Annotated in this window: 12 protein-coding genes; 3 read left to right on the forward strand and 9 right to left on the reverse strand. The window is 55.5% G+C overall.

The genetic code is table 11. The annotated features are described in order from the left end of the window. Positions 1 to 52 precede the first annotated feature (52 nt). From BLW37_RS09980 to BLW37_RS10015, 8 genes are all read right to left on the reverse strand, one after another. Positions 53 to 2179, reverse strand: a complete 2127-nt coding sequence (locus BLW37_RS09980; protein ID WP_091342394.1) for a gluzincin family metallopeptidase — start codon at positions 2177 to 2179, stop codon at positions 53 to 55. A 1-nt stretch (position 2180) separates the two neighbouring features. Beyond that, positions 2181 to 3080, reverse strand: coding sequence for a response regulator transcription factor (locus tag BLW37_RS09985; RefSeq protein WP_091342396.1), 900 nt, complete (start codon positions 3078 to 3080; stop codon positions 2181 to 2183). A 12-nt stretch (positions 3081 to 3092) separates the two neighbouring features. Then, positions 3093 to 4046 carry an agmatinase gene (speB, locus tag BLW37_RS09990; RefSeq protein ID WP_091342397.1) on the reverse strand — a complete coding sequence of 318 codons (954 nt, stop codon included), beginning with the start codon at positions 4044 to 4046 and terminating at the stop codon, positions 3093 to 3095. After that, complete coding sequence (locus BLW37_RS09995) at positions 4039 to 5481, reverse strand: aldehyde dehydrogenase family protein (RefSeq protein WP_091342398.1); 1443 nt, start codon at positions 5479 to 5481, stop codon at positions 4039 to 4041. Before BLW37_RS09995 ends, speB begins: the two co-directional genes overlap by 8 nt. Further along, positions 5465 to 6385, reverse strand: coding sequence for a hypothetical protein (locus BLW37_RS10000; protein ID WP_091342400.1), 921 nt, complete (start codon positions 6383 to 6385; stop codon positions 5465 to 5467). Before BLW37_RS10000 ends, BLW37_RS09995 begins: the two co-directional genes overlap by 17 nt. Positions 6386 to 6478: 93 nt before the next feature. Beyond that, positions 6479 to 9058 carry an EAL domain-containing protein gene (locus BLW37_RS10005; RefSeq protein ID WP_091342402.1) on the reverse strand — a complete coding sequence of 860 codons (2580 nt, stop codon included), beginning with the start codon at positions 9056 to 9058 and terminating at the stop codon, positions 6479 to 6481. A 98-nt stretch (positions 9059 to 9156) separates the two neighbouring features. Continuing rightward, positions 9157 to 10344, reverse strand: coding sequence for an acyltransferase family protein (locus BLW37_RS10010; RefSeq protein ID WP_091342404.1), 1188 nt, complete (start codon positions 10342 to 10344; stop codon positions 9157 to 9159). Beyond that, positions 10344 to 12188: a glycoside hydrolase family 3 protein gene (locus BLW37_RS10015; RefSeq protein ID WP_245785688.1), complete on the reverse strand. Its 1845-nt coding sequence runs from the start codon at positions 12186 to 12188 to the stop codon at positions 10344 to 10346. The genes BLW37_RS10010 and BLW37_RS10015 overlap by 1 nt, the downstream gene beginning before the upstream one ends. 153 nt (positions 12189 to 12341) lie before the next feature. Here BLW37_RS10015 and BLW37_RS10020 point away from each other — a divergent pair, with 153 nt between their 5' ends. Both BLW37_RS10020 and BLW37_RS10025 read left to right on the forward strand, forming a co-directional pair. Continuing rightward, positions 12342 to 13550, forward strand: a complete 1209-nt coding sequence (locus tag BLW37_RS10020) for an exo-beta-N-acetylmuramidase NamZ family protein (RefSeq protein ID WP_091342407.1) — start codon at positions 12342 to 12344, stop codon at positions 13548 to 13550. 49 nt (positions 13551 to 13599) lie between these two features. Continuing rightward, positions 13600 to 14151, forward strand: a complete 552-nt coding sequence (locus BLW37_RS10025; protein WP_091342409.1) for an NADPH-dependent FMN reductase — start codon at positions 13600 to 13602, stop codon at positions 14149 to 14151. A gap of 75 nt (positions 14152 to 14226) precedes the next feature. On the opposite strand, the gene BLW37_RS10030 is transcribed toward BLW37_RS10025, so the two are convergent. Further along, positions 14227 to 15630 (reverse strand): M14 family zinc carboxypeptidase, encoded by a 1404-nt coding sequence (locus tag BLW37_RS10030; protein ID WP_091342411.1) that lies wholly within the window; start codon positions 15628 to 15630, stop codon positions 14227 to 14229. 327 nt (positions 15631 to 15957) lie between these two features. Between BLW37_RS10030 and BLW37_RS10035 the strand changes: the two genes are divergently transcribed. Next, entirely contained in the window at positions 15958 to 16674 is a 717-nt protein-coding gene (locus tag BLW37_RS10035; RefSeq protein WP_091342413.1) for an OmpW/AlkL family protein, read from the forward strand. The last annotated feature ends 219 nt before the right edge of the window (positions 16675 to 16893 follow it).

The following is a 16893-nucleotide window of genomic DNA, read 5'->3' on the forward strand; positions in this document are numbered from 1 at the left end:
AAAAAGAGCATCAAGCTGCAACTAAGTGTAACCAGTTGTTTAAAAGTATCCTTTAAGGCAGCAACACCACAGGCAAAGGCCCGGAAATACGCTGATTGGCTGGGTTCACATCGCCACTCAACCGATTAGGATCCAGCTCTATCTGCACGATGGTTTCGCTGGAAGCGAGCCATAAGTCCAGTTGCAGTTGTTGTTGCGATGCCCGCCAGCTATCGACCGGTAAGTGCAGTTGGTGCTGCTGGCCATCGGCCGTGCTAACCTGCACCGTCACCGGCATCGGGATACCGCCACGATTGTGCAGTTCTAGCCGTAGCCACTGCCCTTGAGCTGCACCGGGTTGCCAGGAAGCCTGAGCGAGCACGCCAAAATCATCCTGCGCGGAGTAATGATCCTGCAAAGCCCACTGCTGCTCCACCTCCGCCGTCAGGCTAGCTGGCAGCGCCAGCAAGGGCTCACCAGCACGCCTGGCTTGCTGGCGTAAGAAGCTTGATAGCTGCTCTGAGCTTTCTGGCTTTTTCAGCAAGATCTCGGCCTTGGCTAAAGCAATATCGACATGGCGATCGGAGAAAAACCAGCCGCGCCAGAACCAGTCCAGCTCCAGGCCACTTTGCGCACTGACAAAACGGATAAAGTCGGCAAAATAAGGCCGTTTTCCCGCCCAGCTGGCGGTAAAATCCCGCAGGATTTGATCGAAGCGCTCGGCACCCAGCAGTTGCTGGCGCAAAATCACCAGCGCTACCGCCGGCACATGGTAGTGCGAGTCCAGCTTATGCACAAAGTGGTCGGCCCGGGTCACGGGTGCAGCGTAATCTGGCCGCAGCTGGGCTGGGGCCACCCCGGCCGGATCACCGTAAAAGCTTTGAAAGCTCCGGCTCCAGCTTTGCTCCAGCAGATAAGCCAAAAAGCTGGCTATGCCTTCATCAAAAAAGCCTTCACGCCGCTCGTCGGTATTAACCAGCATCGGGTAATAGGCGTGGGCCACCTCATGCATAATCCCCCCCAGCACATCGTGCTTCTGGGTACGGCTATAAGCCGGAGCTGGCCCGTCGATGGCAGCATCCGGGCCGCGAAAGCCAACCAGTTTCAAGCCGGGAAACTCCATGCCAATGCCAGCAATGTTGGCGATGGTCAGGGTATTCACCGGAAAAGGCCCAAGATAGGCCTGCAACTGCCGGACACTGTGTTCAGTAGCGGCCAGGGCGTAGCGCTGCCACAACCAACGGCCGTTATCCGGAAAAGCCACCTGCAAACGCACCTGCTGATCGGGCAAATCCAGTAGTTTGGTTTGCCAGCGCCAGGCATTGCCAGCTACCAGCGCAAAATCGCGCTGCATCTCTGCCTTAAAATGCCACTCCCGCCACTCAGTCGCTGCCCCAGCCTGAGTGACCCGGCTTTGACCACTGGCCGCCTGCCAGTGCTCGCGCTCAGCAGCAGTCAGCACGGCCGGATTTTGCAGCTCGCCAGTACCAAACAGCAGGTAATCGGCCGGTGCGCTTAGCCGCACATCAAAGTTGCCCAGCTCCAGATTAAACTCAGCGTCGCCCAAAAATGGCGTCAGGTCCCAGCCACGCTGATCGGTAAAAGCCACCGCTCTTGGATACCACTGGGTTAAAGCCACCAGCAAACGGCCATCGGCCAGAGTTTCCATGCCGGCTCTGGGGCGGCGTGGGTCCAGCCGATCCGGTAATTGCAGGGCCCATGCAAAGCGTAACTCAGCCTGCTCGCCCGGATGCAGCGGCGCTGGCAAAACCACCCCGATAAACGTGCCCTGCTGACGAACTTCAAGCACTTGCTCACCGGCGAAGACTTCCAGATCCTGCAACCCGGAAGGGGCAACGACCGGCGGCTGAGGCGGTCGGCTACCTTTCGGCAGCGGGTGCAAGGGCGCACTTTGCTTAGTATCAACCAGACGTTCGAGCGGGAATTCAAACCAGAGGATTGGCAAAGCATGGGGTGCCTGGTTGTGGTACTTCAGCAGCGCCTCGGCACTGAGCCTGGCTGTGGCAGGCTCTAGCCGGGCGCTGAGCCGGTAATCCACCTGCTGCTGCCAATAAGCGGGGCCTGGCTCACCAATGGCAGTTCGCACCGCCGTTGGAGCCGGCAAATCCAGTGGCGCAAAGACGTCGGCCTGCAGCGGCACACTAAGCAGTAACCAACAACAGCAATGTTTCCATCCCATCTTAACAGGCTTCCGATAAGGCTGGACTGTACTGCAGACGCGGATTATGCAACAAGGGATCGCAGCGCACCGGCGGCTCAGTCACAGTCAGTAAGTCAATAAACAAGGCTAGCAACTCTGGATGCGAGCCGATATGCAGTTTGGCATACAAATTCTTTCGATGCATCTTGATGGTTTCCAGCCCAAGCTGCATCTGACTGGCGATGGTTTTCACGCAGTAGCCCTGCAGCATGTAACAGAGTACCTCGTGCTCGCGTGGGGTGCAGACCTCAGTGCCAAAACGCCGGTAGAACGCCTCAATGTAATCGTGCTCGGGGCAGCCACTGCCTTCGTGCTGGGGCAGCTGCTGTTGATGCTGGATCACCAGGCTGGCTACCACACTGAACAGCTGGCTGGCCTGTTGCAGCTGCCCGATGGCAAACAGCTCCCGACCAGCAAAACGGGCCAGCTCAATATGCACAAAACGCCGCTCGGCGGGTAACGGGATCAAGTAGCCCACTTCATCGGCAATTTTCAGGTGACGAAAGTAACTGTTGTAGTACTGATCGTAGTCGTGATAATCCGCCGGCAGAATGTCCCGTAAGCGAAAAACACCCTGCTGGCCTTGCTGGAGCCCTTTGCGGTAGAAAGGATCCAGCACATATGCCGACTGCAGATAGCGCTCGAAATCATCGCTTTGCAGTGGGTGACGCTGATGCAGCAACTCAGGCGGGCGCTTGGGATCGAACATGAGCACCAGGTACTCATCGCTCGGTAACAGCAGTTCCAGCAACTGGCCGAGCTCCGCGTAAAAGCGTGTCTTGCCACAGGCTTGCTGGCAGCGCAGCAAGGCTTCGCTCCAGCCCAGCAGATCGAATCGGCTGTCTGTCTGAGTGTCTGTTTGGCTAGCATGATGTTGCATAAAACCTCCTTCTCAACGCCGTGCCACGCCGGGCAGCACGCAGAGCATTTCAAACAGCAAGTTGGCCGCCAACAAGGCGGTATTACCGGATGGATCGTACGGCGGGGATACTTCCACCAGATCGGCGCCGACCAGATTCAGGCCAGCGCAGCCACGAATAATTTCCAGTGCCTGTGGCACCGTCAGGCCAGCAATCTCCACCGTGCCAGTACCTGGTGCATAGGCCGGATCGATACCATCGATATCAAACGACAGATAGACCGGCTGGTTGCCAATCCGCTGCCGCACCTGCACCATCAAAGATTGCAACGACTTGCCCCAACACTCTTCTGCCGTCACCACCAAAAAGCCCTGCTCACGCGGCCAGTCAAAGTCATCGGCCGCATAGCCGGTGCCGCGCAGGCCGATTTGCACCACTTTGTCGCATTGCAGCAAGCCCTCTTCCACCGCACGACGAAACGGCGTGCCATGGGCAATACGCTCACCAAACATATGTTCATTGATGTCGGCATGGGCATCGACATGCACCAGGGCTACCGGGCCGTATTTTTGCTTCATCGCCCGCAAAATGGGTAAGGCGATGGTGTGATCACCGCCCATGGTCAGCGGCGTCACATCGGCTGCCAGCACCTGCTGATAATGCTGCTCAATGATGTCGATGCTTTTGCTTAAGTTGAAGGTATTGATGGCGACATCGCCGATATCGGCAATTTGCAACGAATCAAAGGGCGCTGCCCGGGTGGCCATGTTGTAAGGGCGCAGCATGCGGGATTCGTCACGGATTTGCCGTGGTGCCAGCCGGGCGCCGGGCCGGTTGGAGGTGCCGATATCAAAAGGCACCCCGATAAAACCGACATCCAGCCCAGTCAGATCCTGAGCTTGTGGCAGCCGCATAAAGCTGGCCGGGCCGCCAAAGCGTGGCATTTCGTTGCCACTTAAAGGTTGATTCAACACCCGCTCAGCCATGCTGCGGCTCCTCTGTCACAATGGATTTCAGCGTCAGGAACTCCTCCACACCGGCCAGCCCCAACTCGCGGCCATAGCCGGATTGTTTAAAACCACCAAAGGGGGCAGCATTGTGCCATTCGGCGGCATTGGTAAAGATAAGACCCGCCCGAATGCCAAGCGCCAGTCGCTCACGCTCGGCGTCATCATCGGCCCAAACCCGGCCGCTCAGGCCATAAGGGGAGTCATTGGCCAGCCGCAGGGCTTCGTCTTCATCGCTATAGGGAATGATGCAAAGTACCGGGCCAAAAATTTCTTCGCGAGCAATGCGCATGCCGTTATGCACATCGGCAAAAATAGTTGGCGCTATGTAATAACCCTGGCTACAACCGGCCGGACGCTCGGTACCACCGGCAATCAGCCGGGCGCCTTCATCCAGCCCAAGCTCAATGTACTGCTGCACCGCCTGGTATTGCTGCTGGTTGACTACAGGGCCAAGGAAACTGTCTTCTGCTTTGGGATCGCCGACTTTCAACTGCTGTGCTACCCCGACGGCCAGTTCGCAGGCTTCCTCATAACGCTCAGCCGGCACCAGCATCCTGGTCAGGGCTACACAGGTCTGGCCGGAGTTCAGCATCACATCTTCGACCCCTAGCTGCACGGCTTCAGCCAGCCGCTTGGTCTGGCCGATGATAAAGGCCGACTTACCACCAAGCTCCAGACAGACCTTTTTTACGGTGCCAGCGCAGTTGCGCTGGATCAGCCGGCCAACCCGGGTTGAACCGGTAAAGGAAATGCAATCCACATCCGGGTGCTGGCACAAAATAGTGCCGATCTGCTCGCCACAACCCAGCACCAGATTAAATACCCCGGCAGGTAGCCCGGCCGCTTCGGCTGCCATCGCCAACACAATGGCGCTACGTGGTGTTTGCTCAGCAGGTTTTACAATCACCGGACAACCGGCCAGTAGTGCGGGTGCTACCTTGGCTATCAGCTGATGCAGTGGGTAATTCCAGGGGGTGATCAGGCCACAAACACCCACCGGCTCTTTGCGCACTTTTAGCCGGGCATCCCATGGTTGCTCGCGCTGCAATTTGGCAGCATAACCAACATGGTTTCGTAAGGCATCGATGGGGTCTTCCACCTGCACCAGTTTGCTGAACCACAGCGGGCAGCCCAGCTCATCGCTGATGGCCTGGGTCAGTTCATCGGCATGGGCGGTTAAATAGTCGGCTATCTGCTGAAGATAGCTCGCACGTTCAGTAAAGCTCAAACGCCCCCAGCCGTCCTGGGCATGATAAGCGGCTGCGATGGCTTCGTTCACCATGGCGGCATCGGCCCGGGCTACGCAGCTGACGGCTTCTTCGGTAGCAGGATTGACCAGAGTAAACCACTCCGGAGCCACCACAGTGCGCCAACTGCCGTTGATAAAATGGGCATTAATACGTTGCAACATGCGTTAACTCCTTGCAGATGATCAACTCAAACCCCTGCTGACAGGCATAATCCGCCATTGCCAGTGCCACGGCATCAAATAATGGGGCCGCCCAGTCCCGACCGGCTTCGATTGAGCCGACCTGCTCCACAATATCAATGGCGCGGCTTACTTCCATAATGCTTACGGTAGCCCCGTATTCGGCGGCCCGTTCAATCAACGGGTGCCAGGCGGCCGACGAGCCTTCCACCTCCGATAAACCACCCCGAACCCGGGCGCCTTGATTGCCGAGCCCAACCTGCTGGTAAAAAGGAGCAATGTAATCTTGGATCAACTGCTCCCAGTCCTTGTTACGCGGATTGGTGCCGGTTACCAGCATCTGGGCACCGGGTAATGGGTTTTCTGCGTTGGGATCGTGGGCATCGGCCGTTAGCAGCACGGTCTGCACATGGGCATTGCCTTTGTGCACCCCGGCAATAAAGTGTTCAAAGCCCTGATAGCCGTCCAGATCTTCGCTGTACATTTGGATGCTGGGTGTCAGCACAAAAAAGCCCAGGGCTTGGAGACGCTGCGCCATTTCCTGTTGGGTGATTTCATTCCACTGCCGGCCAATGCTCTGGCCCTGCACACTGGCACCCGGCATCATCTTGCCTGGCGAGGTGTATTGCTGCGGCAAGATGGCAATCGGTTGGCGGGTCTCGACCCGGATAGCCGCAACATCAGCATGAGTCCAGTTATCACCGCTGTAGTTAAACCGCACCTGATAATCACCAGTACCACGATGAAACCTGTAATCACGGCCATCCTCGACCACCACCAGCCTGGTAGCAGACGGCTTAACCTCCGGTGCAGGTGAGCAGCCGGACAGCATCAAGACAAAGACAAAGACAAAGTGAAAGGACAGAATTATCCAACCAGCACGCATCGCTTACCTACCTGTTCAGGGGGACTCTTTACCCGATGCTAGCAGGGGGATGACAAGGCAGCATGTTGGCTTCTATCGGTTCGACCTATGGTTCTAGCCAGGGTGTGATGGGCTGTGCTGGTACAGTTGCTCAAGCGTTCCGGGCCTTGCCAGGTAATACCCCTGAAACTGACGACACCCTATTTGATACAGTGCTTTAAACTGGGCTGCTGTTTCTACGCCTTCAGCAATCACTTCCAGCTCCAGACTTTGCCCCAACGCCAGAATGGTTCGCACTATGGCTTCGTCGCTGCTGTCCTGCAGTAAGTCACGCACAAAAGAAGCATCTATTTTCAGCTGTTTCAACGGTAAAGTTTTTAAATACTGCAGCGACGAATAGCCGGTACCAAAATCATCCAATGCAAAGCGGATCCCCATGGCCGCCAGTTGATGGATATGCTTTAGCGCTAACTCGGTATCTTCCAGCAGCTGACTTTCGGTAATTTCCAGCAACAATCGCTCTGCCGGAGCTTCGGTTTGCTGCAAAATGGCTGTCAGTTGCTCAACAAAGTGGGCATCATGCAGCTGACGCGGACTGATATTTACCGCCAGTTGCCAGTGCTGACAGCCCGGTTCTTTTGCCCAATCGGCCAGTAAGCGACAACTTTGCTGCAACACCCATTGGCCTATCGGCAGGATCAACCCGGTCGCTTCTGCTATCGGAATAAAATCTGCCGGTGCATAATGACCATGATCCGGATGCTGCCAGCGTAACAGCACCTCCGCACCGGTTATGCCTTGTCGCCGATCAAACTGCGGTTGGTAAGCGAGGTAGAGTTCTTCTTTTTCCATGGCCTGACGCAAACGATTGGTCAGTACCGTGCGCTCGGTGACCTCCACCTGCATGTGCTGATTAAAAAACCGCACCCGGTTGCGCCCCCGGCCTTTGGCATCGTACATCGCCATATCGGCCCGCTGCATCAGTACATCCACCGAGTCGCCATCGGATAACATCGCCACGCCAATGCTGGCCGAAAGCTGATAGGGTTGCTGTTGCAGTTGCACCGGTTGATTAACCAGCTGCAGTACTTTTTCAGCAATCACCTGTACCCGCTGCCAGGCACGCTGTTCGTCATCCGGCAGCTCTTGCAACAGCAGCACAAATTCATCGCCACCAAGCCGGGCCAGGGTATCGCAGGAGCGGATCCCCTGTTGCAACCTATTGCTGATGTCCACCAAAAGCTCGTCGCCAACCGCATGGCCCAAGGTATCGTTTAAATCTTTAAAGTGATCCAAGTCGATAAACATCAAGGCACCCTGTTGCTGCTGACGTTGATGCAGGGCAAAAGCCTGTTGCAACCTGTCGAGCAGCAGACGGCGGTTGGGCAAACCAGTCAGCGCATCGTAAAAGGCCAACTGATGAATAGCCTGCTGTTGCTGTCTGTGCTCGGTGACATCGGTCGAAATACCGCACAAAGCATACACCTCACCATCTGGCTTACAGAGCGGGATCTTGACACTTAAAAAGTGTCGGGTCAGACGGCCGTCAATGCTGGTATTTTCTTCTTCCCGCACCTTGCGCTCACCGCGATCCAGCACGTCACGATCATTGGCTTGCAATTGCTGTGCTGTCGCATGATCAAAAAAAGCAAAGTCGTTGTGCCCTGTTGCTTCGTCCGCGGTACATTGGAAAAGCTCCGCTACCTTCTTATTGACGTACTGATAGCACAACTTTTTGTCTTTGATGTAGATGTAAGCATCGACGGTGTCCAAAATGGTATTTAAGCGGGCTTCGCTGGCTTGCAAATGGCGGGTTTTTTCCTTGACTTGCCAGCGCAGCACCAAAGCACCGCCAAACACCACCAACAGCAGGCTCACCATAAGCAGCAACAGATTGCGGTAATGTTGCTGCATAGAACTGCTTTCGAGCTCTGCGGCTCCCCAGCGGCTTAAAATCTGATAGTAGGGCGAGTCAGGTTGCTGCTGCCAGCGCTGCAGATAGGTATCGATCTGTTGCAACAGATCCAATTGCTGACCATGACGACTGGCATAAAATAACTGACTGGGTTGAAACAACCAGGGGCTGGCTTGCAGTTGATGACGACCAGCCAGCTGCTGCCCAAAATAATGATTGGCAGCCACCAGCCCGACACGTCCCGCCTGCAACAGCGCGAAGCCTTCGGCTAACGACTCTGTCGGCACCAGCTCGGCGACCAGGCCGTGTTGTTGCAATTGCTGCTCTAAATAGCTTTGCTGCACCGAGCCGCTTAGCACCGCTATCCGCTGATTGGCCAGATCGGTGATATCGGTGACCAGCACCCCACCCTCCCCGTACAACTGAGACCAGCTGTACAAGGCAGGTACCTGGTGAAAGCTAAAACTTTCGGCCCGTTGCTCGGTGTAAGCCATATCTGGCAACAGGTCAATTTCACCCTCCAGTAAAAAGCGCAGGCAGTAGATCCAATCGCACGACACCGCCTGCAGCTGCCAGCCCTCACGGCGGGCTATTTCTACCAACAGCTCCCCCAGAATACCGGACGGACTGCCATCCTCGGCGGCACGCAGTTTGGGAGGGTTGTGGTAGACGCCTACCACCAAAGTTCGCTCAGCTTCAGCCGCTGGCTGCGCCCAAAGGATGCCAGGAAATACAAGCAACAAGCACCCAACAAAAGCAAAGCCCGCAAGAAAGTGCATGGTTTCAATTCTGTTAATGAATTAACCTCAAGCTTAAGTCATGTCCCTGAAAATGCAAACCTGCACTCAAGAAGTACCCTCCAGTAACGCGGGTTTATTCAGACTTTCCAAATCCAGCCTTTACGGTAACAGCCATACATGGCCAGGTAAGCCAAGGCTAAAAAGCACAATGCAAAAGCAAGCGAGCCGTTGTAGTTGCCAAAGAGTGGCTGAAACCAGTGACGATACAGCCAGGCCTGCAGCACAGTGTCACCAACCGGGATCATCGACAGCAACCGGGCGGCCAGCCCGGCTGAGACAAAGAATAAAATAGCATTGGCACCAAACACCACAAAGGGCGCAGTCCAGCGCCGGTATCCTTTTACATCACACAACCATAAACAGGTCGCCAGCACCAGCCAGGCATAACCGGTGCTCAGCAGCACGTAACTGGGAGTCCATAAGGGTTTGTTGACTGGTAGCCAGCCATGCCAAAGCTCGGCCAGCAGCACAGCGGCCAGCCCTGCCAGCAGCATGGCTTTGATTTTACCACTGAGCGCACCCGGTTGCTGCAGCCATTGCGCTGTCAGTACTCCAGCCAGACAACTGCTGATGGCTGGTAAAGTAGACCATAGCCCTTCCGGATCAAAGGCAAAAGGGCTAGCGCTGCGGTAATACACATGGTTTGGACCTAGCAAGCTATGATCCAGCCAGGCAGCAAAACTGTTGCCATGCTCCAGCAAGCCGCGGTAGCTGTTGCCGGCATCGTCCTGATAGGAAATACCGTACATTCCCAGCAGGTAAAGGCCGCACAATGCCAGGGCTGCCAGCAAACGGCCTCGCCAGGGCAGCCACAGCACCAACAACAGACAGCAAAAATACACCAGGCCAATCCGCTGCAGGACACCGGGATAACGCAGTGCCAGTAAACGCTGCGCTACCCAGTCAAAATTGGCATCGCGCAGATTGTAGTACGACAATGCCAGCAACAACCCTAGCCCTATCAGTTTCAGACTACGCAGTGCCCCAGCCTGCAATTGCACACCTGGACTGCGCTGGTGCTTGCACAAACTAAGCTGCATCGACACACCGACAATAAAAATAAAAAACGGAAAGATCAGATCGGTGGGTGTCCAGCCGTGCCAGTCGGCATGACGCAGCGGTCCATAGATGTAAGCCCAGCTACCTGGGTTGTTCACCAAAATCATGGCGGTAATGGTCAGGCCGCGAAATACATCCAGCGCCAGCAGCCGATCGGCGGGCAACTGCTGCAAAATGCCATCGGCATGGCGCTGCCATAACCCCATCACGGTAAGACAGGCTCTGGCAACTGAACGGGCAAAACCCCACTGGCAGGATAAAGCCCCAACAAAACATCGGCCAGGGCTTCAAATGCCGGGCCGCTGTGCTGCTTACTGCCTGGTTGCACCACGGTGTGGTAGTCGTAACTGGCCAGCACCGCCTGCGCTTGCTGGCCAAAGGTTGCCACGTCGTAGGGGCTGCGCAGGCTCAGATAGACATGCGGTAGCTGCTGTTGTCCGGCTTGGCGGATAGCGGCCTGCAAGCGCTGCTGTTGCTGCGCAAAAGCCTGCTGCAAACCGCCCAGGGCGGCCACATCATCCATGCCGCCCAATTCGGCCACGCTTTGCATCGGTGTTACAAAAGCACTGATTAACAGGGTGCTTTGCTGAAGCTGTGCCAGCACTTCTGGCCAGTCGCGGCTAAGCAAACTACCGCAACTCAGATGGACAGCGGCGCTAACCCGCGCCTGCAAGGCTGTCATCAAGGCCTGGCACCGGCTGCTGTCGGGCATCAGCAGGAACCAGCGCTGGCCCGGCGTCTGTTGCAATGGCAGCAGTTGGTTGCGGTTTCGCAGTAGCGTGATGCTGTTACGTGCCAAGGCCTGCTCCAGTGCTTTGTGCTCGGGGTGTGCCAGCAAGCTCAGCGCTGGTTGTTGCGTCGGTAGCTGTTGTTTCAGCGCCTGAATGCGGGCTTGTGAGGCTCGCAGCTCGCTTTCATCCAGCTTGCCGCTGGCCACCGCCTGCTCCAATGCATCCAGCAGCATATCCAACTGCTGTAATTCTGCCGGGCTTTGAATTTTTACTGGCATCAATGCAATGTCGGCACCGGCAGCAAAGGCATGGATCACTGCTTGTTCAGCAGTAAAAAAATCGCTGATGCCTTTCATATCGAGCGCATCGGTCACGATCACGCCCTGGTAGCCGAGCTGTCGCCGTAGTAATTCGGTTAGGATCGCACGCGACAAAGTCGCCGGCTTCATGAAAGAACGACCATCCCGGCCTTGCAAGGTGCTGCTATCCAGCGCCGGAAACTGAATATGAGCGGTCATGATCATCGCCGGTGGTTGCTGCTCGATAATGTGAGCAAAAGGTGCCAGCTCCACCGCGGTAATCCGCTCTTTGCTGTGTCGTACCAGCGGCAAACCAAGATGACTGTCAACTTCGGTATCGCCATGGCCGGGAAAATGCTTCAGTGCGCTCAGCAGGCCCTGTTGCTGCATGCCGGCCACCATGGCTGCGCCCAGTTCAGCCACCTTGCTTGGCTCATCGCCAAAAGCACGCACATTGATCACCGGGTTGGCCGGGTTGTTATTCACATCGACCGTGGGGGCAAAGTTCAGGTTAAAGCCAAGTGCCAGCAGCTCTTTGGCCTGCACTTGAGCAACTTGGTTTGCATAACGCACGCCATGTGCCTGGTAGGTGGCACCAATGGCCATATTGCCACTGAAGGTGGTGGCCTGATGCTTGGGCAAACGCGCGACCCGACCACCTTCCTGATCCACCGCAATAAATAGCGGCAAACGATGCTTACTACGACTGGCAGCATGCTGCAATTGCTGATTAAGCCGGTAAATCTGCCTGATGTCTTGTAAATTCTCAGCAAAATGAATCACGCCGCCAAGCTCAGTGCTGGCTATCAGCTGCGCCAATTCGGCAGGCAACTCGGTTAACGGAGCACGGCAATGCCCAGCCGGCACTGGATCTTGGCAGTAGTAACGTAAATCCAGCATAATTTTCTGCGCCAGTACAGTACGGATTGGCAGTGGCTCTGACCGCTGGGCCAACACCGGACCCGACCATGCCAACCAGCCAGTTGCCAGTATCATGGCGGCCCATTTAATCAAACGCATTGTTTACTCCCAGAATTCTTTCGGTCATCTTACCCTGAATGTGCAGCCAGCATACAACCAAAATGCAGCAGCGCTTATTCCCCGCCGGGGGGTTCGCACTGGGGCTTTGGCATGCTATAAAGTAAGTAAGTTCCTGTTTTTGAGAATAATACCATGCTTTTGCTACGCCTACGCCAGTGCCTGCTGCTGCCATGCTTGCTCTGGGCACTGAGTGCCTGCCAGCCAACGATTCCTCCCGCTCAGGCTGAAGCGGCTCCCTTACAACTGGGTGCAGAACAAAGTGGACTTTATTTGCCGATAGTGCAGGGGAAAAAAGTCGGCTTATTGGTCAATCAAACCTCTCTGGTTGGCGAGCAACACCTGGTTGATGTGCTGCTGGCTGAAGGGGTAAGCATCGTGACAATTTTCGCGCCGGAACATGGTTTTCGTGGCGATCATGATGCAGGCGCCAAGGTGGATCACAGTGTGGACCAGCGCACCGGCCTGCTCATTAGCTCAATGTATGGCAGCAACCGCAAGCCCTCTGCTGAGCTGATGCGTGAGCTGGATCTGGTGATTTTTGATATTCAGGATGTCGGTGTGCGCTATTACACCTACATCAGTTCGATGCATTACCTGATGGAGGTTGCCGCTGCTGAAGGCACCGAAGTGCTTATTTTAGACCGGCCCAACCCGAATGGCCGTTATGTCGATGGCCCGGTACTGGACCTGGCGTTTCAGTCTTTTGTTGGCATGCACCCCATTCCTTTGCTGCATGGCATGACGGTGGGCGAGCTGGCCCTGATGATCCAGGGTGAAGGCTGGATCCCCAATGCCGAAGCCCTGCAACTGACCGTGATCCCCATGCAGCAGTACCAACGCGAGCAGCACTATTCCTTGCCGGTGCGTCCCAGCCCCAACTTACCCAATGATCAGTCCATTGCGCTCTATGCCTCGCTGGGCTTTTTTGAAGCCACCCCGATGAGTGTCGGTCGCGGTACCCCCTTCCCTTTTCAGGTGCTGGGGTTTGATCAGTTCGGCCTGACCGAGGATCTCAGCACAGCGTTCTCCTTTACGCCGGTCTCCACCCCAGGCGCAGCTCTGACGCCCCCGCTGCAGGATAAAACTGTTTATGGTCAGGACTTACGCCAGGTGCCGGCAGGCGGGCTGGATCTGAGCTATCTGCTCAGCTGGCAGCGACGCTTTGCCGAGCAAGGCCTGCCACTGTTTAATTCACCTGGCTTTATGGACCGACTGGCTGGCACCGATCAATTGCGCTTGCAACTGCAAGCCGGCGCCTCAGAAGCGGAAATTCGTGCCAGCTGGCAACCAGGGCTGGAGGCTTTTCTGCAACAACGTCAGCCGTATTTGCTTTACCCTTAAGCGCCATCTAGGCTTGGTAACAGCACCAACATAAGCTAAGGAACACAGCATGACGTTAAGGGTACTTGGCCTGAGCGGCAGTTTGCGGGCAAAATCCACCAACCGGGGGCTGCTGCGCTATGCCCAGGCCCATGCCCCTAATGGCATGAAAATCCATATTGCCGACTTGCTGGAAGTACCGCTGTACAACGCCGATCTGGCAGAAAAACCACCGGCGGTCGAGCACTTATTGCAGGAGTTTGCCGAAGCCGATGCGCTGCTGCTGGCCTGCACCGAATACAATTATTCGATTGCCCCGGCGCTGAAAAATGCGCTGGATTGGGCCTCGCGCGAGCCGGACAACCACCTGCTGCGCGGCAAAGCAGCAGCTTTGATTGGTGCCGGCGGCGGCATGGGCACCGCCCGGGCGCAGTACCATCTGCGGCAAATTTGCGTCTATCTGGATCTGCAGGTGATGACCAAACCCGAGTTTTTTGCCAGCGCCTTTAACGACAACTTCGATACCGACGGCAGCCTGCAGGATGAAAAACTGCAGGAAAAACTGCAACAAAGCCTGCAGGCACTGAAAGACTGGCATCAGCAGTTGCATGGTGTGAAATAAACTACTGCCGGCAACGAACCCATAAACAAAAAAAGCGAAGGGCTGAGCCTTCGCTTTTTTAATGACCTATAGCCTTTAACTGCCGTAACGGTACATCACCCGGCCACGGTCCAGTTCAATCACCTGGCCATTCACTACCGCATACTGCACACCATCCTCATTGCGCAGCAAGAAGGTGGCACTTTGCTGACGGACCAATGCCTCACGGGGTAAGCGACGCGTTGGATTGACCAGCACCGGCAGACGACTGTTGTTGCGCAACAGCTCTTCATCGCCAATAAAATGGGTGTAACCGCCGCGCAGTAACTCAATGTACTGCGCCTGCTCCAGGGTCAGCAGCTCGGTTAAGCGGTAAGCACGCCCGGCTTTAAAGTGCAGACCTTCAGCATCAAAGCTGTGGTAAGCACCAAAAATGGACAAATCACCAATGTCGTCAATCCGGGCACGGCGGCTGGCTTCCCAATCCAGATCAAAGGCCAGATCCAGCAGCGCCGGCTGCTCATTCAGCGTGAAAGTCACATTGTGAATAAGCACATCTTTCATACCGCGCTGGTTAAAAGGGATGGCATCGTGATCGGCCACATCCGCAGTGCGGTAGCTGCCACTGGCAATGCCATCCAGCCACTTCACGTACATCAAAAAGTTCAAGCGGCGCGGCACCTGACGGTTGTCGTCATTGCGATGCCCACCCGCTTCCACCAACACCGTACTGATACCAAAGGAAGAGAAGGTATCGCCAAAAGAGCGTACCGAGAAGGTATCGTCGTAACGGCCCAGATGGTTCGGGATTTCACGGTCAATCAAGGGTTTGACATAGGCAATCAGCTGCATCGCCCGTTTACGGCTTTCATTGATGTCCCGCGCTTCGTTAAAGGCAGGCGCCAGCAAGGAAATGGTAGCCGGGTTTTTCGCATCGCCCGCCGCATGAAAGCGGTTCTGATCGTGCAAGTTAAAACCATAGTGGGGCTCAATGCGCTTGGCAGCTTCCATCAGAATGCGCCCTTCCGGGCTTTGCAGCGCCAGCGCATCCCGGTTGATATCAATGCCCTGAGCGTTGACCCGGGTGTTTACCTCGGCGCCATCCGGGTTCACCATCGGAATAATGTACAGCGTAATCTGCTCCATCCAACTTCCGCGCCAGCTGGCCTGCTCCTCAGCGGCAATGTACTTGAGTAAATCAAAAATCGCTGCCGTAGCCGTGGGCTCATCGCCATGCATCTGCGTCCAGGCCAGTACCTTGGTATCCCCCCGGCCCATTTTAATCTGGTAAATCGGTGTGCCCAGCAGCGAATGGCCTAACTCGGTAAATTCAAACAAAGGGTTTTGCCGGTGTTGCTGCAGAAGTGGCTCGATATCAGCATAACGGATCACCGGTTTATCCAGCCCTTCTTGCTTGAACGCCTCAAACTCTTCCACCGTCATGGCGCTGACTCCGCTTAGTAGTCCAAGACAAACCCCCAGTACAACCAACCACTTCATAGCAACTCCTTATTAGCCAAGCTCAGTACGCAGTGTGCATGCCTGCTAAGCATAGTACAACACTACTAAAGGGGTGCCATTACGGCCTGCCGCCTTCACCTGCGTTTTGTCGTATTTGTTCCTGCTTCAGTGTATTGATTATTTATTCAGCCATCAACCCAGCATTGGAATATTTTATTTTTAGCGGCAGCCCCAGCAAAACTTAATCTGCATCAAAGTTTTGCTCTGCTGCAGCAAAGATCGCAGGGAAAGCTTGATCTGGCACAGGTTTTCAATCACCAAATTCAGCACAATAGCGGCCAGAACCTATCCCAAATGGAGTATGCCATGCACAACAACAAACGAACTTCAGCGCTTCAGCTATCGGCCATCGCAGCGGCCTTGTTTTCCCCATTGGCGCTGGCCAATTTCAGTGTCAATGTCGGTGCCATCAATGTGAGCCCAAATGATGACAGCAGTTATCTGAATGTGGTGGAAACCGTCGCTGGCTTGCCTGCCAACTCGGCTAAGGTCGGGGTAAACAGCAATACCCAGCTGGGCCTGACCTTCGACTATGCGCTGGATGACCACTGGAGTGTGCAACTGATTGCTGCCACGCCATTTTCCCACAACATCAAAGTAAAAGGCTCGGCCGTTGATGGCCTGCCGGTGGGTAAAACCAAGCACCTGCCGCCAACCTTACTGGCACAGTACAACTTTGGCAGCGTCAATGCCGATTTCCGGCCTTTTGTTGGCGCCGGTTTAAACTACACGCTGTTTTTCTCGGAAAAAGCAGCTCCTGAGCTCAAAGACACCCTGGTAGCCATCGGTGCCGCTCAGGCAGGCGATGATGTGTCTTTATCGCTGAAGAACTCGGTTGGGATCGCACTGCAAGCCGGCTTTAACTACAAACTTAGCGACAACTGGGGCCTGCATGCCATGATCGCCTGGGCCGATATCGATACCGATGCCATGGTGAAAATCAACGGTGCGAATGTACAACCGGTGGATGTCAGCATCGACCCGACCATTGTGATGGTTGGTCTGCGTTACAGTTTCCGCTAAGCAACCTCATCCTGCCCTTCCCAACCACAGCAGCAGCCTGACTGCTCCTGTGGTTGCTGCGTTTACCCTCAAGCAGGGAATGACAAGCTCCCCATCCTGCTCTACAGTATCCTTGCCAGTGAATGCGTTTCGCTGCACGCGCAAATATTGATTTATTCCAATTTTGCAGGCTTAATAAGAATAATTTAGTAATAAGAACAAGCATTCTGGGGAGCGTAT

The organism is Alkalimonas amylolytica, from assembly GCF_900107845.1.
Classification (GTDB): domain Bacteria; phylum Pseudomonadota; class Gammaproteobacteria; order Enterobacterales; family Alteromonadaceae; genus Alkalimonas; species Alkalimonas amylolytica.